The organism is Nocardioides sp. (genome assembly GCF_041913365.1).
In the GTDB taxonomy this organism is placed as follows: domain Bacteria; phylum Actinomycetota; class Actinomycetes; order Propionibacteriales; family Nocardioidaceae; genus Nocardioides.
This window is the reverse complement of record NZ_JAYSFM010000001.1, coordinates 513087-532626: the sequence shown is the minus strand read 5'-3', so window position 1 is coordinate 532626 and position 19540 is coordinate 513087. Positions and strand designations below refer to the sequence as shown.

Genomic DNA, 19540 nt, shown 5'->3' with positions numbered 1-19540 from the left:
GGTCAGGCCCGCAGCCGCACTCGCGGCGAGGTGGAGGGCAGCACCGCCGTCGAACCCAGGTACGTCGCCACGATCCGGTGACCGCCGCGGACGCGTAGCCTGACGAGGGGTACGACGACCCGGCCGCCGTCGCCGGGTCGCAGGCTCGCTCGGCCGACGACCCGGCCTCTCTCGCGGATCTGCACCACGCCGGTCGGCTCCGCACCCGTCGCGCGGACGACGACGCGCACGCGGGCGCGACCCGAGTTGCTCCCGACGAGCCGAAGAGCGGTTCGCGAGGAGACCGGCGACGGCGCGGGGGTCGGCGCGGAGCTCGGCGCGGCCGTCGGCGTCTGGGTCGGGATGGCGGGCGGGGTGGGCGTGGGCGGTGGCGTGGGATCAGGGAGCGGGATCGGATCCCCGCGCAGGAACCAGTACGCCTCCGCGACGGCCGGCTCGAACGTGACGGGCCGGCCCCGGCCGTCGTCGGGGACGTACGCCCGACGCTGGATGCGTTGCTCGAGCTTGACCTCGCGACCGACGTCGTAGGGGCCGAGCGTGTATTCCGATCCCGTGGCTCCCGGGATCGGCACGCCGTCGCGGTACCACTGCGTCGTGACGACCGCGTCAGGGATGGTCACGTCGGTGTCGAACGTCGCCGACACCGTCCCGCCCACCTCACGCGTGCCCGCGTAGTGCGTCTCGAACTCTGGCGTGCGGTAGGTGCACGGCATCTTGATCAGCAGCGAGATGCGTGCCGGTGGCACCTCCATCGGCACTCCCCACCGCGTGCCGCACCCGGACGCCGACGCACGGACCTGGTACCAGCCGGGTGTTACGTCCCAGCGGAACACACCGTCGTAGGCGGTCATCGGGTTGACCTGGTTGCTCGGCGACATCACGTCCGAGCCGTCGGGGACCACCGAGTAGTCGCCCTGCTCGGTGTCGGACCTGAACAGCGCGGCCGTGGCATGGTCGACCGGGACGCCCCACTGGTCGGTGATCGTGCCGGCCGGGTCGACGTAGATGGTGACGGACACGAGTGCTGATCCCGGCTCACAGGACTCGGGGACGTTGGTCCGGATCCGGGCGACGCCCGAGACGTACAGGTGCTCGATGGTGATCGCGTACTCACCGATCCCGTTCTCGTCGACCGGTCCCGGCGTCATCGGTCCGCTGACGTCGGACGACCAGGGAGAGGCGTAGTCGAGCGTGTACGTAGGCTGGGCCACGCCGCCGCAGCCGTGGACGACGATCAGCTGGGTCTCGCCGATCAGCACGATCGGCAGACCGGTGGAGGTCGTGCCGTGGCTGGTCGTCACGTCGACCGGGTTGGGATCGGTGGCGGCCTCGACCTCGACCGTCGCGCGCGCCACGGCCGGGAATCGGGGACCCGGGACCACTGCCTCGACGGTGACGTCCATCGTCGTGGAGCCGTCCTCCCATGCGAGCCGACGCGTGGGACCACTGGTCTCGCCGTTGCGGTTGGTCCAGGTGTAGGTGAAGGCGAGTGCGTCGGAGGGAACGCCGTCGACCGTCCAGCTTCCCGGATCGACGCGGAGGGTCTCCCCGGGGCGCGCGGTGCCGCTGATCGACGGTGGCTCGACGTTCTCGACCGACACACCTCCCTGAAAGCCGATGTGGTCGAAGACGTACCGGCCGGGGTGTCCGGAGCCCCTGCTTCCCTTGATCAGGGCGTAGCGGCCGTCGTCGTCGTAGTCGCCCTCGTGGCCCGCGCCCGGCAGCACGACGGACTTCCGCCCGTCGCTCCAGCCCGCTACCACCGTCTGCTCCCGGCCGAACCGGTCGGCGGGAGCGTGCACGTGGTCGTAGTTGATCGTGGCCGTGACGCGCCCGTCGTCTCCCGGCGCCGAGATCCACACCTGGTGGGTGACGTCCGGGGTGACGGTGAGGAAGCAGAGAGAACCGTCCGTGGCCTCACCCCACGACATGCTGCGTCCCAGCTCCTCCGACTCCTCGGTGGAGGGCAGCATCAGCGGTGCGATCACGGCCACCGCAGGGCTGGGGCGGGTCCAGTCCTGGCCGACCGACCCCGACCAGGTGAGCGCGCCGTAGGTCATCCTCAGCCCCAGCCCCGTGGTCAGCTCGCTCGCCCTGTTCTGGAGGCACACCTCGTCCCGGATCCCGGCCACCGTGCCGACCGTGGGCTGCCACACCGGCCGGAGGACAACGTCCTCCACCTGCCGGTCCCCCTGCACCATGATCGGTTCACCCGGAGTCCCGCGGACCACCGTCGGGTAGGTCGCGGTCGGCAGCTCGCGCTGCGCGGCGATCTCGACGGTGGCACCGTCCGGGATCAGGGCCGCGTACTCGCCGTCGTCATCCGTCCTGACAATCTGCACTCCCGAGAATCCGTTGCCCATGGTGAGCGTGAGGGTGGCTCCGCCCAGCCCGACCCCCGCGGAGTCGCGGACGTGCCCGGTCAGCAGTGTGGGAGGATCCATCCGGAGCTCACCCAGGTCCAGGTCGTCGCCGCCCGTGACGACGACCTCGAACGGGCTCCCCCTGTCAGGGCGGCCTCCACCCCACCACCAGTCGACCCGCGAGTCGCGGTCGTCGTGGTCGATCCGCGCACGCCGGCTGCCGTACACCCCGTAGCGCCCCGGAGGGACGGCCACACTGGCGTGGCCGTGCCAGACCGTGCGGACACCCCACCGGTTGCCCGTGTCGAGATCGACCAGTGACAGCTCCACGCCGTGGATGGAGTCGTCGCTGACGACCCTGGCCGTCACGACGGCCCGCTCTGTCCGCGCCACGATGTCCGGCAGCGTGACCAGAGCCTCCTCGCCGACGACCGCATCGGTCGAACCCGTGCGACCGGTGTTCGTGTCGCTGACCCAGACCTTCACCTCGCTGCCGAACGGGACTCCGACCAGCTCGAAGAGGCCGGCATCGTCGGTGTCCGCCCTGAAGCTGTCCAGCTGCGACGTCGCACCGGAGGTGAAGACGGACGCGCCGACCACGGGTCGACCGTCCTTGCCGACCACTCGACCGCGAAGGACCGCGCCGGCCCGAGGGAGGACGACGTCGTCGACGGTCATCTCGGCCCGGCCATCGGGGGTGTAGGCGCCGGCCGTCTCCCACGACGTGCCGCCGCCGACCCAAGGGTGTTCGTCGTAGGACTCGGGTGAGCGGACCCTGAACTTCGCCGTGTCGCCGGGCAGGACGTGCACGCCGAAACGCCCGTCGCCATCCGTGTCGGCGATGATCGTGCCCTGCACGCTGCCACGGGGGCTCCAGGTGTAGTCCAGGTAGACGTGGGTGACCTCCGCCCCGCTGACTGCCAGCCCGTCGTCGTCGACGGCCCGCCCCGTGACCCATGTCGCGGCGAACGGAGCGCCGAAGCGGCCCACGGAGACGGTGCGCTTCTCGCGCGTCGTGACGAAGCGCGCGTCATCCAGGGTCGAAGCGCCACCCAGGTACGCCGGGCCGGTCACCGGGGCGCCGTCCGGGACCACCCCGACGGTCACCTCGCTGCCCGGCCACAATCCGTTCATCCGAAACGACCCCGCGGACTCGCCCCGCTGCGTCTCGGCGGTGGGACCGGGGACGAGCCCACCCGGTGTGCGAACCCACGAGCGCACCACGGCACGCTCGTGCGCTGACCATGGCCGACCCTGCAGGTCCGTCACGGTCCCGGACACAGCAACGGCCCTCTGACGCCTCAGGGACGGGAGCCGGAGGAACGTGACGTTGCCAGGGACGGAGAACCAGTCAGCGGTGTATGCGGTCTGCTCCCCGCCCAGGAACGTCTCGACCGAGGCGGTGTCGCCGCCTTCGCTCGAGGAGGGCGCCCCCGAGGAGAGGGTGAGCTCGACGTCGTGCGGGACCTGCGAGATGCGGACCCAGCCGTCTCCGGCGGTGGTGACAGCCGCCCCCGGGACCTGCGCGTACCCGTCGCCGTCCTCGCGCCACAGCTTCACCGTGCCGGGGGAACCACGGCCATCGGCGTCGAGCACCCGCAGGGTCACGGTGGCGGTGCCGCTCGGGTCTGCACCGACCGCCTCCGGCAGCGCCACCACCGCCGTCCCCGCAACCGTCGCAGCGAGTGTCACCAGCAGCGCGGTCAGCCGCCCCCCGAACCCCATGCGCGGAGCCTAGGGATGTCAGGCGGGCCTTGAACACGGTTTGCGCGACGCCGCCCCCGAAATGACGTCATGGCGACCGGTCGCCGGAGCGACCAGCCGCCATGACGTCTGATGAGCCGCCTGGGTCAGGCGGTGTGCGGCTGGAACGACGACGAGCCGGCGTTGTCACCGTCGTCGGCGATCGCCACCTCGCGGCGCTTGGAGATCACCACGGCCACCGCGATGATCGCGACCGCGACGAGGGCGATGGCGATGCGGAGGGCGTCGTTCTGGTCCTCGCCGACGCTCATCGAGACCACCGCGCTGGCGATCAGCAGCGAGACGAGGTTCATCACCTTGATCAGCGGGTTGATGGCCGGGCCGGCGGTGTCCTTGAACGGGTCGCCGACCGTGTCGCCGATCACCGTCGCGGCGTGGGCCTCCGAGCCCTTGCCACCGTGGTGGCCGTCCTCGACGAGCTTCTTGGCGTTGTCCCAGGCGCCACCCGCGTTGGCCAGGAAGACCGCCATCAGGGTGCCAGCACCGATCGCGCCGGCGAGGAAGCCCGCCAGCGCGGCGACGCCGAGGCCGAAGCCGACGGCGATCGGGGCCATCACGGCCAGGATGCCCGGCGTGATCAGCTCGCGGAGCGAGTCACGGGTGACGATGTCGACGACCTTGCCGTACTCCGGACGGCCGGTGCCCTCCATGATCCCGGGGATCTCGCGGAACTGGCGGCGCACCTCGAACACGACCGCGCCGGCGGCGCGGGCGACGGCGTTGATGGCCAGGCCCGAGAAGAGGAACACGACCGCCGCACCGAGGAGCACGCCGACCAGGACGCCGGGGTTGTAGACGAGGAAGTTCAGCGCCGAGACGTCGTCGTCGCTGAGCACGCCGGCGTCCCGGACCGCCTCCGCCACCGAGGTGGAGTACGAGCCGAACAGCGCGGTCGCGGCCAGCACCGCCGTCGCGATCGCGATGCCCTTGGTGATCGCCTTGGTGGTGTTGCCGACGGCGTCGAGCTCGGTGAGGATCTGCGCGCCGTGCTCGCTGACGTCGCCGGACATCTCCGCGATGCCCTGGGCGTTGTCGGAGACCGGGCCGAAGGTGTCCATCGCGACGATCACGCCGACGGTGGTCAGCAGGCCGCAGCCGGCCAGCGCGACGGCGAAGAGCGAGACCGTGACGGTCGCGCCGCCGAGCAGGAAGGCGCCGAAGACCGCCGCGCCGATGACCAGCGTGGTGTAGACCGCCGACTCGAAGCCGACGCTCAGGCCCGACAGGATGACGGTCGCGGGGCCGGTGAGCGAGGTCTTGCCGACGTCCTTGACGGGGCGGAACTCGGTGCCGGTGTAGTAGCCGGTGAGGGCCAGGATGCCCGCGGCCATCACGATGCCGATGACGACGGCGAGGCTCGCGATCAGGCGCGGGTCGCCGGTCGCCTGCGCGATGTCACTGCCGGTGAAGTTCTCGAACTCCGCGAACGAGCCGGGGAGGTAGATGTACGACAGGATCACCGACGCGACCGCGCCGACGGCGGCGGAGATGTAGAACGCCCGGTTGATCGTGGTCAGGCCGTTCTCGCCGGCCCTCGGCTTGGTGATGAAGACACCGAGCACCGCGGTCAGCGCGCCGATCGCCGGGATCAGCAGCGGGAAGACCAGGCCCTTGTCGCCGAAGGCGGCGGCGCCGAGGATCAGCGCCGCGACCAGCGTGACGGCGTACGACTCGAAGAGGTCGGCGGCCATGCCGGCGCAGTCGCCGACGTTGTCGCCGACGTTGTCCGCGATCGTCGCGGCGTTGCGCGGGTCGTCCTCGGGGATGTTGTTCTCGACCTTGCCGACCAGGTCGGCGCCGACGTCGGCCGCCTTGGTGAAGATGCCGCCGCCGACACGCATGAACATGGCGAGCAGCGCGGCACCGAAGCCGAAGCCCTCGAGCACGTGCGGGGCCTCGTCCTTGAACAGGAGCACCACGAGGCTCGCGCCGAGGAGTCCCAGGCCGACGGTGGCCATGCCGACGAACGCGCCGGTGCGGAAGCCGATGGTCATGGCGGGGTCGCGGCCCTCGGTCTCGGCCGCTGCGGCGACGCGCAGGTTGGCGCGGACGGCGAGGCTCATGCCGAGGTAGCCGATGGTGGCCGAGAACCCGGCACCGACGAGGAAGAAGATCGAGCGGCCGATGCGGACGGTGACGTCGTCGGCGGGCAGTGCGAACAGGACCACGAACGCCACCGCGGCGAAGATCCCGAGAGTGCGGAACTGCCGGGTCAGGTAGGCGTTGGCGCCTTCCTGCACGGCCTGGGCGATGGTCCTCATGTTGTCGGTGCCCTCGCCGGCGGCCATCACCTGGGACCGGAACATCGCAGCCATCCCGAGCGCGCCGAGCGCGATCAGGGCGACGACGACGACCAGGACCAGGTTCCCACCTTCGAGCTCCGGCTTCACGACAGCGGGCAAGATCCCCGTCATTAGCGCGTCCTCCTGTGAATGAGTCAGAACGCGCCGGAGTCTACGCAGACGTGATCCGGATCACGGGTGTTGGGTGACCCACGCCACACGCGGCGTCGCGAGTGGAACGTGAAAACCCCTCCGGAAGCATCCGGAGGGGTGGAGTGCCGCGCTCGTCAGGCCCCGGGGGCGAGGCCGACGGAGTCGTGGATCACGAACACCTTGGCGAGGCCGGTGATGCGGAAGATCTTGAGCAGCCGCTCCTGGGTGCAGACCAGGTCGAGCGAGCCGTCGTGGGCGCGGACCTTCTTCAGGCCGCCGACCAGCACGCCGAGGCCGGTGGAGTCGAGGAACTCGACGGCCTCGAGGTCGATGATGATGTCGTAGGTGCCGGCGCCGACGAGCTCGGTGATGCAGTCACGGAGCTTGGGTGCGGTGTAGACGTCGATCTCGCCGCCGACCGCCACGATGGCGCGACCATCCACCTCGCGTGTGGCAAGGGTGAGATCCACGACTGCTCCCCGGTTCCCGAAATCAGTTCGGACAGTACGCCAGCGGGACACAGGGTGCGTCCCTAGTTCATTCCGGGTGGTATCAAACCACGAGTCCCACCCGTTGCGCAGGACTCCCCAACATCTCCCCGTCGGTCCCGTTTGCCAGACTCGAGTGGTGAGTCCCTCCCGCCCCGGCGTGCTGCCCCAGGTCGACGCCCTCGTCGACCGGCTGGCGGGCGTCCCCGGGCGGGAGGACAGGCTGCTGCACCGCGAGGTGCTGCCGGCCCGGGAGCCGGTCCACGAGGACTGGCCCGCATGGGTGCCGGGCGACGTGCGTGCCGCCTTCGCCGCCCACGGTGTAGCCCGTCCGTGGCGCCACCAGGTCGTCGCGGCCGACGCCGCGCACGCCGGCGACCACGTGATCGTGGCGACCGGGACCGCCTCGGGCAAGTCGCTGGCCTACCAGGTGCCGGCGCTGTCGGCGATCCGCGCCGCCCGGGGCCTGCGGGGCGAGCGCGGGGCCTCGGTGCTCTACCTCGCCCCGACCAAGGCGCTCGCGCACGACCAGCTGGCCGGGCTGTCCTCGCTCGGGCTCGACGTACGCCTCTCCGCGCACGACGGCGACAGCTCGCGGGAGGAGCGCGACTGGACCCGCGACTTCGGGGAGTACGTCCTCACCAACCCCGACATGCTCCACCGCTCGCTGCTGCCCTCGCACCACCGGTGGTCCCGCTTCCTCGGGTCGCTGCAGTACGTCGTCGTCGACGAGTGCCACCACTACCGCGGCGTCTTCGGGGCCCACGTCTCCCACGTGCTGCGACGGCTGCGCCGGGTGTGCGCGATGTACGGCGCCCACCCGACCTTCGTGCTCGCCTCCGCGACGGTCGCCCAGCCCGAGGTGACCGCCTCCCGGCTGACCGGCCTCGACGTCGTCGCCCTCACCCGCGACGACTCCCCGCGCGGGAAGGTCTCGCTGCTCCTGTGGGAGCCGCCGTTCACCTCGCACGCCGGGGAGAACGGCGCACCCGTCCGACGGGCGGCCTCGTCGGAGGTGGCCGACCTGCTCGCCGACCTGGTTGCCGAGGACGTGCGCACGCTCGCCTTCATCCGCTCGCGGCGCGGCGCCGAGCAGGTCGCCGTCACGGCCTCCGGGCTGCTGGCCGAGGTGGACCCGTCGCTGCCGGACAAGGTGGCGGCCTACCGCGGCGGCTACCTGCCGGAGGAACGGCGCGCCCTCGAGGCGGCCCTCCGCCGGGGCGACCTGGTCGGGCTGGCCGCCACCAACGCGCTGGAGCTCGGCATCGACATCAGCGGGCTCGACGCCGTGCTGATCGCCGGCTTCCCGGGCACCCGAGCGGCGTTCTGGCAGCAGGTGGGGCGCGCCGGCCGCGGGGCCGAGGACGCGCTCGGCATCCTCGTAGCCAAGGACGACCCGCTCGACACCTACCTCGTGACGCACCCCGAGATGCTGATCGGCGCCCCGGTGGAGGCCTCCGTCTTCGACCCGTCGAACCCACACGTGATGGGCCCGCACCTGGCGGCAGCCGCGCAGGAGTCGCCGCTGGTCGAGGCAGACCTGCCGCTCTTCGGGCCGACCGCTCGCGAGGTCGTGGACCAGCTCGTCGAGCTCGGCCTGCTGCGCCGGCGGCCGCGGGGCTGGTTCTGGACCGACCGCGGCCGCGCGGCCGACCTGGCCGACATCCGGTCGGCCGGCGGGTCGCCGGTGCAGCTCATCGAGGCGGACACCGGGCGGGTGGTCGGCACGGTCGACGCCGGCGGCGCGCACAACCAGGCCCACCCCGGCGCGGTCTACGTCCACCAGGGCGAGACCTGGCTCGTCGAGGAGCTCGACCTCGAGCACTCCGTGGCGACGATGCGGCGCGACGACCCGGCCTACAGCACCACGGCGCGCGAGGTCACCGACATCAGCATCGTCACGACGCGCGAGCGCCGGTCCTGGGGCGGTTGCGAGCTCGCGCTCGGCGAGGTCGACGTCTCGCACCAGGTGGTGTCCTTCCTCAAGCGGCGCCAGCCGGGCGGCGAGGTGCTCGCCGAGGAGCCGCTCGACCTGCCCGAGCGCACCCTGCGGACGACCGCCGTGTGGTGGACCGTCCCCGACGACGTGGTCGCCGAGGCTGGCCTGGCGACGCTCGACGTCCCCGGGGCCGCCCACGCAGCGGAGCACTGCTCGATCGGCCTCCTCCCCCTCTTCGCGACCTGCGACCGCTGGGACATCGGCGGCGTCTCGACCGCCCGGCACGCGGACACCGGGGTGCTCACCGTCTTCGTGTACGACGGTCACCCGGGCGGTGCCGGCTTCTCCGAGCGGGGCTACCGGACGGCCGTCGACTGGCTGACGGCCACCCGGGAGGCGATCGCCGGCTGCGAGTGCGTGAGCGGCTGCCCCTCGTGCATCCAGTCGCCCAAGTGCGGCAACCAGAACAACCCGCTCGACAAGCCCGGCGCGATCCTGCTGCTGGACGCGCTCCTCGCGGGAGCGCCACGCACTGCGTGATGGGGCTAGATTCGGCCCATGGTCATCCTCGGACTCGGTCTCATCATCCTCGGCGGCATCGCGATCCTCTCGGCCGTGTTCGTCAGCGAGCCGGGCAACGGCGGTGAGCTGCTCGGGTTCACCGTGTCGACGCTCGAGTCGTTCTTCGTCGGCGTCGCCGCGGGCGCGGCCATCCTGTGGGGCTTCTCGATCCTCAAGTGGGGCACCAAGCGCAGCCTCGCCCACCGCCGTGAGCGCAAGGAGCTCACGGAGCTGAACCAGAAGCTCGAGCGGGTCGAGGCCGAGCGCCGCGCCGACGGCGACGACGACACCCGGAGCTGACCCACCCGCTCATCCCGGGCCGGCCCTCGCCTCCGCCGTGACCCGGACCCTCCGCCACGGCACGGCCGGACCCGCGACGCTCACCTCCACCGTGACGTCACGACCCACGGCCCCGCAGCCCTCCAGCGTGGCCTCGTTGGCGGCGGCGATCCGGGCGGCTGCGTCGCACGCGGCGCTCGGGCTCGTCGCCGCCGCGAGGGCGGCCAGGTCGGCCGCCGCCTGGGCCCGGCGCTGGGCCGTCACCAGGCCGCCGGCCGCCGACAGCCCGACCGTCACGAGGAGCAGCACCCCGGCCATCGCCACCACCAGCACCGTCGCGCCTCCGCCGTCGGGCCGCCTGCTCACGACTCCTCCACCAGCGCCACCGCCTCGTCGGACACGGTGACGCCTGGCAGCGAGGCCAGCAGGCCGCCGGGACCGCGGACCCGCGCGGTGGTGGTGACCACGACCTGCCCGTCGCCGACCGCCACGCTCACCCGGGCACCCTCGGGGGCGATCCGCAGCGCCACCGCCTCCGCAGCCGCGACGTCGTCGCCGCGCGCCACCGCGCGAGCGGCCTCGCGGGAGGCGTCGACGACCCGGACCTGCGCCGCACCGACGGCCAGCATCCAGACCAGGCCGGCCGTCAGCGCCACCAGGAGCGGGATGCCGAGGGCCAGCTCGGCGGTCGCCGCTCCCCGCTCCCGGTGCTCGCGCGGCGGCATCAGCCGATGCCGAGCAGGCTCATGACGTGGTCGAAGAGGCGGCCGAGCAGTCGGTCGCCGAAGCTGCCGGTGAGCAGCTTGTAGAGCAGAGCGGCGAAACCGGCGCCCGCTGCGGTGCCGACGGCGTACTCCGCGGTGGTGATGCCGCGCTCGTCGCGTGGGGTGGTCGTCATCCGTCCTCCTGAGGGTGGCGCGGGACTCCCGATGAGACCCGCCGTGGCACGAGCCTCCGGGCCGGGGCCCGGAGCCGCACCTGGTCGACCCGCTCGCTGTGGACAGGCCCCGATCGGCGGCGCCTGTGGACACTTCACGGCGCGACCCGGCCGAGGAGCGAGGTGACCGTCGGCACGACGCCGAGGAGCAGGAACGCCGGCAGGAGGCAGACGCCGAGCGGCACGGCCGCCGAGACCCCGACCTTCCGTGCGGCGTCCTCGGCCCGCGCGAGGCCCTCGCGCTCCAGCTCGTCGGCGAACCGCTCGACGAGGTCCACGACGGAGGCACCCGACGCCTGCGAACGGACCATCGCGCGCACCAGGGGCGCCAGCTGCTCGTCGTCGCCCACCGACTCCCACGCCTCGGTCGCGGTGGCGCCCCAGCGCGCGTGCTCCACCACCGTCGCCAGCCGGTCGGCGGCCGGCCCCGGGAGGGCCGCGCACACCTGCGCCAGCCCGGCGACCGGCTCGGCACCGGCGCGCAGCGTCGAGGCGAAGAGGTCGATGAGGTGCGGGAGCGTCCGCTCCACCTCCTGCCGGTCGCGGCGTACGTCGGGCGGCTCCACGCGCGAGAGGACCCACCACGCACCTGCCGCCCCCGCCACACCCGCCACGGGTCCGCCCGTGCCACCGACGAAGAGCCACGCGCCTATCCCCGCGCCGGCGGCCCAGAGCAGGCGAAGCGGCGGGCGGGAGGCCGTCGGCCGCCTGACCTGCCGGCGGGCAGGCGGCAGCCACGCCAGCACTGCCAGGAACGCGCACGCCACCGACGGCCACATCACGGCGCGGCCGCCTGGTCGGCCAGGCGCTCGATCCACCAGAGACCGAGCGCGAGCAGGGCGAGCCCGGCCACCAGGCACCCCACGCCGACCGGGGTGCCCAGCAGGAAGCCCCAGGGGTCCGACCCGGCGCCCGAGCCCATCAGGAGGACCGCCAGGGGCAGGCCGGCGACCAGTCGCGCGGTGGCCCGGGCGGAGGCGAGCTCCGAGTCGACGAGGCGGCGGGTCCGCCGCCTCGCCCGCAGCCCGGCCGCAGTGCGCTCGAGGGCGGCGGCGAGCCCGCGCCCGGTGTGGTGGGCCACCTGCCAGGCACCTGCGACCCAGCGGAGGTCGGCCGCCCCCGGCCGCTGCGCCGCCACGTCACGCAGGGCCTGCGGCACGTCGGCGCCGAGGTGGTGGGCCTCCACGACCGGCATCAGGGGCGGCCAGCGCTCGCCCGCCACCGCCAGCGCCGTCCCGGCTGGCTGCCCGGAGGCGAGCTCGGCCGCCAGGAGGTCGCACACCTCGAGCACCGCCGCCTGGTCCGCGGCTCGCCGGCGCCGCCGGCCCCGCGGCGACCACACCGGTCGGCGAGATCCCGCGCGGACCGGGATCGGGCCGCGCGGGCCGGCCGGCAGCACCAGCGCAGCCAGTGCACCGGCCGCGAGCGCGACGACCCACGCGCTCAGCACGCCACCGTGTCCAGCCGCCGGGCGAGCGCCGCCGCGGCCGGGCCGCGGACGACCCGGTCGGGCTCGAAGGTGGCCGCCGTACGCAGCGAGACCAGTCCGTCGTCGCCGCGCACAGGGACGGCCAGCTCGAGGACCCGGCGCCGGCCCTCCCGCCCCCTGCCGAGGTGGACCACCACGTCGAGCGCGGCGGCGAGCTGGCTGTGCGCCGCCGCCCGCGGCAGCCCGGCGGCCAACGACAGTGCCTCGACCCGGGCGGGCACGTCGGCCGCCGAGTTGGCGTGGAGCGTCCCGCAGCCCCCGCCGTGACCGGTGTTGAGCGCGGCCATCAGGTCGACGACCTCACCTCCGCGCACCTCCCCGACCACCAGCCGGTCCGGGCGCATCCGCAGCGCCTGCCGCACGAGGGTCTGGAGCGAGATCGCCCCGGCACCCTCGATGTTGGCCGGCCTGCCCTCGAGCGCGACGACGTGCGGGTGCTCGGGCCGCAGCTCGCTGGCGTCCTCCACGAGCACGATCCGCTCGCCCGGGTCGACCAGCGACAGCAGCGCGGAGAGCACCGACGTCTTCCCCGTGCCGGTGCCGCCGGTCACCAGGAACGCGCACCGCGCGTCGACGACCTCCTCCAACAGGTTGGCGCCCTCGGGCGGGAGCGCGTGGGCGGCCACCAGCTCCGGCAGCGTCCAGACGCGACCGCGCGGCACGCGCAGCGAGATCACCGTCCCGGACCGGGCGACGGGTGCGAGCACCGCATGGAACCGCGTGCCGTCGGGGAGGCGTACGTCCGCGTGCGGGGACGCGTCGTCGAGCCGCCGGCCGGCCGTGGCGGCGAGGCGCTGCGCCAGGCGGCGCACCGCCGCGTCGTCGGGGAAGGAGACCGACGCCTGCTCGAGCCCGCGGCCACGGTCGATCCAGACGTCCTCAGGCCCGTTGACCAGCACGTCGGTGACGTCGGGCAGCCGCAGCAGCTCCTCCAGCGGCCCGGCGCCGAGCACGTCGCGGCGCAGCAGGTCGTGGACGGCCAGCACCGTCGCGTCGCCCACCGGCGACCCCGAAGCCCGCAGCGCCTCGGCCACCCGGTGCGGGGTCAGGTCACCGGCGGCGCCGGCGAGCCGGCGGCGTACGTCGTCGAGGACCGCCGCCGGCACCGGAGTGCTCATGCCGCGTCCCCGAGGAGGTCGCGCGCGGCCCTCGCGAGCGGACCTCGCCCGGCGAGCGGGCCGAGTCCCCGGTCGACCGACGCGGCCAGCCCACGCTGGTCGGGCAGCGCCGCGACGACGGGCAGGCCGGTGACCCGCTCGGCGTCGGCGTCGCCGAGACCGCCGGGGCGCACCACCAGCCCGGCGCGCTCCGCCCTGCCGTCGCGGCCGAGCTCCTCGACGAGGCGGGCCGTCGCGGCGAGCCCGGGAACGGTGGCCGGGGTGACGACGAGGAGGTCGTCGCAGCGGTCGACCAGCTCGGTGAGCGACCCGCCGTGGCGGGCGAGGTCGAGGACGACGAGGTCGTGGCCGCGGACGGCCGAGGGCAGGATCCGGCGCACGGTCGGCAGGTCGAGCCGCCGCCGCACGCCGGACCAGGAGAGGACGCCGAGGTGGTCGCGGCGAGGCACGCCCTCGCGCAGCGCCCGGGCACCCAGCCGGCCCGCGGTCTCGGCCAGGCCTTCCCAGCGCACGCCAGGCTCGCCCTCCATCCCGACCAGCCGGTCGAGACCGGGACCGAGCGGGTCGGTGTCGACGAGCAGCGTCGGCGCCCGCCCCGCGTGCCACTGCGCCAGGGCGCAGGCGAGCGTCGTGGCTCCGGCACCACCGGCTCCTCCGACCACCCCGACCACCCGGCCCGGCGAGGCGCGCTCCCCGACGTCAGCCAGCGCATCCACGAGCCACTCGGCCGCCGTGCCGAGGTCGACGACCGACTGCGCACCGAGCTCGACGGCGGCCCGGAACGCGTCGTCCGCGGGCGCCGGCCCGACGACGAGGACGCCCTCCCTCCGCGCCGGCGATAGGGCCGCCACCTCCGCCGCCAGGTCGGCCCCCACCAGGACCAGGTCGGCCTCCACCCAGGTGGCGAGGGCGAGCACCGGGTCCCGGCAGACCTGGGCGCCGACGCCGGCGGCTGCGCACAGGGGCACCACGGCGTCGTGGACGGGAGCGGAGGCGGTGACGAGGAGGACGGGCATGCCGACGAGCCTCGTCGCAGGCACCGACCCCGCGGGGTGCGTGACGCGGCTGCCTGTGGAAAGGGCCGTCAGGCCGCGGGCTGTGGACGGATGCTGGCCCGGGAAGCCACGATGGTCCGGGGTGGAGGCGCTTCCGGGAGGGCACCCATGGCTGGTTGGCGTGTGCGGTCGCTCGTGGTCGGGCTGCTGGCGGTCGTCGTCGGCTGGTCGCTGCTGTTCCGCCCGTTCCGGTCCCTGACCCTCCTCCTGGTGCTGGTCGTGCTGGGCCTGCTGGTCATGGCGCTCAGCAGCTTCACCGACGTGGAGAGGCCGCGCCGGCCCCTCGACCTGCTCCCCGCGGCGGCGTACGCGCTCGCGGCCGTCACCGTGCTGGCCTGGCCGGGCAGCGCCGTCGTCGTGGTGGTCTGGGTGGTCGCCGCCTCACTGGTCGTCGACGGGGCCGTCGCGATCCTCCACGCCCTCCGCGAGCGCGGCCCCGGGCGCATCACGGCGGCGATCCGGGGAGCGGCGCTGGTGATCCTCGGCGTCCTCGCGGCCACCTGGCCCGACCTCGCGTCCATCGTGATCGCCGTCGTGCTCGGCATCCGGCTGCTGTGGTACGGGCTCGAGCTGGTCTGGCAGGGAGCGCGCGGCCGCACCAGCGGTGACGCGGTCACCGGTGCGGCACCGTGGTGGCGTCGCAGCATCTCCCTCGTCACCGCGGTCGCCACCCTCGCCGTGGCGGTGGCGCTGGCCGGCATCGGCTCCGTCGTCGCGCGCAGCACGCCGGTGCCCGACGCGTTCTACACGCCACCCGCGGACGTCCCGTCCGAGCCCGGGGCGTTGCTGCGCACCGCGGAGTTCGACCGTGAGGTCCCGGAGGGCGCAACCGCCTACCGCATGCTCTACACGACGACGGGCCTCGGCGAGGATCCCGCCGTGGCGAGCGCCCTGCTGGTCGTGCCGGAGGACGCCCCCGAGGGACCGCTCCCCCTGGTCGCCTGGGCGCACGGCACCACCGGCGTCGCCGAGGGGTGCGCACCGTCGCTGCTGCCCGACCCCTTCGAGGCCGGCGCGATGTTCACCCTCGACCGGGCGGTCGACGAGGGCTGGGCCGTCGTCGCCACCGACTACATCGGTCTCGGCACCGAGGGTCCGCACTCCTACCTCGTCGGTGAGCCCGCCGGGCACGCCGTCCTCGACTCGATCCGCGCCGCACGCGAGGTCGAGGGGCTCGAGCTCGACGACCACGCGGTGGTGTGGGGCCACTCCCAGGGCGGTCACGCCGCCCTCTGGGCGGGCACGCTGGCCGACGACTACGCCCCCGACGCCGGGGTCGTCGGCGTCGCCGCGATGGCGCCCGCGAGCAACCTGACCGGCCTCATCGCCAACCTCGACGAGGTCACCGGCGGCAGCATCTTCGCCTCCTACGTGCTCGAGGGGTACGCCCGCACCTACGACGACGTCCGGCTCTCCACCTACGTCCGCGGCGCCGCCGAGGTGCAGGTGCGCGAGATGGCGTCGAGGTGCCTGTCCGGCCTCGGCGCCCTGCTCAACGTCGGCGTCCACCTGACGCAGGACACCTCGGTCGTCGACGGCGACCCCGCGTCGGGCGCGCTCGGCGCGCGGCTCGAGGAGAACGTCCCCGTCGGCCCGATCCCGGCACCCCTCCTGCTCGCGCAGGGCGAGACCGACCAGCTGGTCATCCCGTCCGCACAGCAGGAGTACGCCGACCAGCGCTGTGCATCCGGCGGAGGGCCGGTCGACTACCGCACCTACCCCGACCGCGACCACGTCGGCGTCGTCGCCGCCGACTCACCTCTCGTCGCGGACCTCTACGAATGGACCGCCCAGCGGCTCTCCGGCGAGCCGGCCGACGACACCTGCAGCTGACCGGACTCCCGGCGGGCGACGTCGTACGCACCTAACATGACGGCATGCCTCGCCCCACCGCGGCCTTCTTCGACCTCGACAAGACGATCATCGCCAAGTCGAGCACGCTGGCCTTCAGCCGCGAGTTCCAGGCGGGCGGGCTCATCTCCAGGCGCGCGATGCTGCGGTCGGCGTACGCCCAGTTCGTCTTCTTCACCGGTGGCGCGGACCACGACCAGATGGACAAGATGCGCGCCTTCATGTCGCAGCTGTGCGCCGGCTGGGACGTGGCGACGGTGCGCGACATCGTCACCGAGACGATCACCAGCATCGTCGAGCCCCTGGTCTACGCCGAAGCCGTCACCCTGATGGACGAGCACCGGGCCGCCGGGCGCGACATCGTCATCGTCTCCGCCAGCGGCGCCGAGGTCGTCGAGCCGATCGGCCAGATGCTCGGTGCCGACCGGGTGGTGGCGACGCGGATGGAGATCGTCGACGGGAAGTACACCGGCAACATCGACTACTACGCCTACGCCGAGGAGAAGGCGCGCGCGATCGAGCACCTCGCCGCGACCGTCGGCTACGACCTGGCCGAGTCCTTCGCCTACAGCGACTCGGTGACCGACGTACACATGCTCGAGGTCGTCGGACACCCGTTCGCGGTCAACCCCGACAAGGAGCTGCGCCGCATCGCGGTCACCCACGACTGGCCGGTGCTGAGCTTCGTCCGCCCCGTGGCGCTGCGCCGGCACATCCCGGTCCCGCCCGCCAAGCCGACCCTGGCCGCCCTCGCGGTCGGCGGCGCGGTCGCCGCCGGGAGCGTCATCTGGGCCAACCGGAAGCGCCGCGGCCTCGAGGCCTGACCGGTTCCGGCGCCAGTTCCGACCCGATCCCCGGCGCACCCACCGGCGGTGGGGAAAGTCAACCCTTGAAGACCCCTGCGGGCCGGGTTAGAACTGAAGCAGCAACTCAAGAGACAGCACGTGTACCGGGTACCCACGCGGCGATCCACCCATCCGATGGGGTGCTGACCGTTCGGGATCTGCCCGAGGCAGCGATTGAGAAGAGCACGCTTGGTAGCCACGGCATCACGTGTCAGCGGCGGCACCCGATCCATGTGAGCGGGTGCCGCTCGCATGCGCGGGTCAGCCGCGCAGCGGCGAGGCCTCGGCGCCCGCGGCGAAGGCCTCGGCGCCGTAGAGCGCCCACGAGTGCACCCCGCTGGGACCGCCGGAGGAGTAGCCGCGCAGGTTGGACTCGTACGCCGCCCGGTGGGCGAGGTGCCCGGCCTCGGGCACGACGAGCGACTTGGCGTCGACAGCGCGCGAGACCAGCACCAGCCGCTCGAGCGCGCGGGCGACGATCCCGTTGTGCGAGGCGAACGGTGCCGCGGTCGCGACGTCGGCGTGCGCGATCGCCGCCACCAGGAGAGCTGGCGCCTCGGTGCCGGAGAGCAGCAGCTCGGACACCCCGCGCAGCCGGTCCGCGGACGCCGCGTCGCGCGGGCGGCCCAGCTCGTCGGCGGGGAGGGCGGAGGACGCGACGACGGTGTGCAGCCGGGCGATCGCCTGGAGCGGGGCGGTCTTGAGCAACGGGGCGAGGGCGAGCATCGACGCCGACAGCCGGACCGCGTCGGAGGCGATCTCGTCGCCCTCCCCCGCCCGCACCTGCTCCAGCGAGGAGGACGACCCCTCGAGCACGGCGCTCGCGTGGGCGCCGCGCAGCAGCGACTCCGCGGTCAGCTCCGGCGACGTACGCCGCAGCCCCCGGTCGCGCAGCATCACGTCGATCCCGTCGCGGGTGCCGGCGTAGGCCGAGCGCACCCCTTCGAGGTCGGTGAGCCAGGCGAGCGGGTCGGTCATGGGGAGGACGGTAGTCGCGGCAACCTTTCGGCCGGTCGCGGCATCCCACGCCGTAACCTGCGCCACAGCCGACCACCACGACGGGGGAACACGTCCATGCACCGCTCCACCACCGCACTCCTCGCCAGCGCCCTCCTCGGCGCGACGCTGCTGCCGGCCACCTCGGCCACGGCCGCGCCCACGACCTGCCAGGGGCAGGCGGTGACCGTCAGCGGTCCCGGTGACGCCTCCGGCACGCTGACCGGCACCGAGGGCCGGGACGTCATCGCCACCGAGGGCGCGACCCGCGTCCTCGCGCTCGGGGGCGACGACCTCGTGTGCGTGACCGGTTGGGCGCGACCCGTGGTCGACGCGGGCGCGGGCAACGACAGCGTGGACGCCGGCGCAGCCGTCGCTGGGAGCGAGAGCGTCCTGGGCGAGGGCGACGACAGCTACATCGGCTCGCCGGCCCGGGACGTGGTGCACGCCGGGACCGTCCAGGCCGGCACCCACCTGGACACCGGGCGGGACACCATCGACACGGGCTGGCGCGGGCTGCGCGAGGACGTCGTGGTCTCGGGCCAGCCGCAGCAGGGCAACCCGGACGCGGTGCGGGCGGGCTGGGTCGACCTGTCGTGGTACGGCGTGGCGACCGGCGCAGGAGTGCTGGACGGAGGGGACGACAGCATGCTCCGGCTGCACCCGGTGGAGGCGTGGGGCGTGAGCATCAACGCCGACCTCGGCACCCTCGGCATGACGCGGGCACCGGTGCAGCCCATGTCGGGCTTCTCGCGGTTCGCGGTCACCTCCCACCCGGGGCTGACCCGCTTCGGCTTCGGCGGCAGCCAGCGCCACGACTCGCTGTTCTTCGACGGCCTGCGGAGCTCGACGCTCTTCCAGGCGTCCTTCAGGTCGGGGGACGACGAGCTGCGGATCGTCTCCCTGGGGAAGACCAAGGACAACGCCTCCCTCAACGGCGGGCGCGGGACCGACCGCCTCGACCTCGGCATGGCCACCGTGTCCGACGTCGACCTCGACCTCCGCAAGGGCCGGCTCTCGACGGGCCGGGGCAAGGGCGAGGTCACGATCGCCGCGCGCGGCTTCGAGGACGCCACCGTCGTCGCACCGGACGTCGAGGTCCTCGGCACGCCCGGCGCCAACGACCTGGCCGTCCTCGCCTGCCGCGCGACCGCACACGGCCTCGGCGGGAAGGACATGATCACCGCCCTCGACGCCACCGCGGACCTCGGCCGCGCCGACTGCGCCCGCAAGCCCCGGGTGCGCTTCCTGGGTGGCCCGGGCAAGGACACGCTCACCGGCTCGAACGGCCCCGACCGCCTCATCGGCGGTCCCGGCAGGGACTTCGTCGACGGCAGGTCGGGACGCGACACCTGCCAGGGCGAGACGGTGCCGCGCTGCGAGGCACGCCGCTGAGGGCAGCACGCTCGCGCTTGTAGCC

At 73.8% G+C, this 19540-nt stretch carries 16 protein-coding genes; 5 read left to right on the top strand and 11 right to left on the bottom strand.

Annotation, left to right across the window (positions count from 1 at the left end):
* Positions 1-2: 2 nt before the first annotated feature.
* The 3 genes from ACE3QY_RS02680 to ACE3QY_RS02670 form a co-directional block, all read right to left on the bottom strand.
* On the bottom strand, positions 3-4088 hold the full coding sequence (locus tag ACE3QY_RS02680; protein ID WP_374454454.1) for a hypothetical protein: 4086 nt from the start codon (positions 4086-4088) through the stop codon (positions 3-5).
* Positions 4089-4213: 125 nt separating this feature from the next.
* Positions 4214-6541, bottom strand: coding sequence for a sodium-translocating pyrophosphatase (locus ACE3QY_RS02675; protein WP_374454453.1), 2328 nt, complete (start codon positions 6539-6541; stop codon positions 4214-4216).
* Positions 6542-6696: 155 nt separating this feature from the next.
* Complete coding sequence (locus ACE3QY_RS02670) at positions 6697-7032, bottom strand: anti-sigma factor antagonist (protein WP_311287040.1); 336 nt, start codon at positions 7030-7032, stop codon at positions 6697-6699.
* A 157-nt stretch (positions 7033-7189) separates the two neighbouring features.
* On the opposite strand from ACE3QY_RS02670, the gene ACE3QY_RS02665 reads away from it, so the two are divergent.
* Both ACE3QY_RS02665 and ACE3QY_RS02660 read left to right on the top strand, forming a co-directional pair.
* Positions 7190-9529: a DEAD/DEAH box helicase gene (locus tag ACE3QY_RS02665; RefSeq protein WP_374454452.1), complete on the top strand. Its 2340-nt coding sequence runs from the start codon at positions 7190-7192 to the stop codon at positions 9527-9529.
* An 18-nt stretch (positions 9530-9547) separates the two neighbouring features.
* Positions 9548-9850 carry a hypothetical protein gene (locus ACE3QY_RS02660; protein ID WP_374454451.1) on the top strand — a complete coding sequence of 101 codons (303 nt, stop codon included), beginning with the start codon at positions 9548-9550 and terminating at the stop codon, positions 9848-9850.
* Positions 9851-9859: 9 nt separating this feature from the next.
* Here ACE3QY_RS02660 and ACE3QY_RS02655 read toward each other — a convergent pair whose 3' ends face one another.
* The 7 genes from ACE3QY_RS02655 to ssd all read right to left on the bottom strand — a co-directional run bounded on the left by ACE3QY_RS02655 (position 9860) and on the right by ssd (position 14389).
* Positions 9860-10195 carry an Rv3654c family TadE-like protein gene (locus ACE3QY_RS02655; RefSeq protein ID WP_374454450.1) on the bottom strand — a complete coding sequence of 112 codons (336 nt, stop codon included), beginning with the start codon at positions 10193-10195 and terminating at the stop codon, positions 9860-9862.
* Positions 10192-10554, bottom strand: coding sequence for a TadE family type IV pilus minor pilin (locus tag ACE3QY_RS02650; protein ID WP_374454449.1), 363 nt, complete (start codon positions 10552-10554; stop codon positions 10192-10194). Before ACE3QY_RS02650 ends, ACE3QY_RS02655 begins: the two co-directional genes overlap by 4 nt.
* The gene (locus ACE3QY_RS02645) at positions 10554-10727 is read right to left on the bottom strand and encodes a DUF4244 domain-containing protein (RefSeq protein ID WP_374454448.1); all 174 of its coding nucleotides are present in this window, start codon (positions 10725-10727) and stop codon (positions 10554-10556) included. The genes ACE3QY_RS02650 and ACE3QY_RS02645 overlap by 1 nt, the downstream gene beginning before the upstream one ends.
* Before the next feature lie 134 nt (positions 10728-10861).
* Entirely contained in the window at positions 10862-11545 is a 684-nt protein-coding gene (locus ACE3QY_RS02640; protein WP_374454916.1) for a type II secretion system F family protein, read from the bottom strand.
* The gene (locus tag ACE3QY_RS02635) at positions 11545-12216 is read right to left on the bottom strand and encodes a type II secretion system F family protein (RefSeq protein WP_374454447.1); all 672 of its coding nucleotides are present in this window, start codon (positions 12214-12216) and stop codon (positions 11545-11547) included. Before ACE3QY_RS02635 ends, ACE3QY_RS02640 begins: the two co-directional genes overlap by 1 nt.
* Positions 12210-13373, bottom strand: a complete 1164-nt coding sequence (locus ACE3QY_RS02630) for a TadA family conjugal transfer-associated ATPase (RefSeq protein WP_374454446.1) — start codon at positions 13371-13373, stop codon at positions 12210-12212. Before ACE3QY_RS02630 ends, ACE3QY_RS02635 begins: the two co-directional genes overlap by 7 nt.
* Positions 13370-14389, bottom strand: a complete 1020-nt coding sequence (gene ssd, locus ACE3QY_RS02625) for a septum site-determining protein Ssd (protein WP_374454445.1) — start codon at positions 14387-14389, stop codon at positions 13370-13372. The genes ACE3QY_RS02630 and ssd overlap by 4 nt, the downstream gene beginning before the upstream one ends.
* Positions 14390-14536: 147 nt before the next feature.
* Between ssd and ACE3QY_RS02620 the strand changes: the two genes are divergently transcribed.
* Positions 14537-16261 carry a lipase family protein gene (locus ACE3QY_RS02620; protein WP_374454444.1) on the top strand — a complete coding sequence of 575 codons (1725 nt, stop codon included), beginning with the start codon at positions 14537-14539 and terminating at the stop codon, positions 16259-16261.
* Positions 16262-16305: 44 nt separating this feature from the next.
* On the top strand, positions 16306-17103 hold the full coding sequence (locus ACE3QY_RS02615) for an HAD family hydrolase (RefSeq protein WP_374454443.1): 798 nt from the start codon (positions 16306-16308) through the stop codon (positions 17101-17103).
* Positions 17104-17385: 282 nt separating this feature from the next.
* On the opposite strand, the gene ACE3QY_RS02610 is transcribed toward ACE3QY_RS02615, so the two are convergent.
* Positions 17386-18102 carry an oxidoreductase gene (locus ACE3QY_RS02610; protein ID WP_374454442.1) on the bottom strand — a complete coding sequence of 239 codons (717 nt, stop codon included), beginning with the start codon at positions 18100-18102 and terminating at the stop codon, positions 17386-17388.
* A gap of 96 nt (positions 18103-18198) precedes the next feature.
* On the opposite strand from ACE3QY_RS02610, the gene ACE3QY_RS02605 reads away from it, so the two are divergent.
* On the top strand, positions 18199-19515 hold the full coding sequence (locus tag ACE3QY_RS02605; protein ID WP_374454441.1) for a hypothetical protein: 1317 nt from the start codon (positions 18199-18201) through the stop codon (positions 19513-19515).
* Positions 19516-19540: the final 25 nt, after the last annotated feature.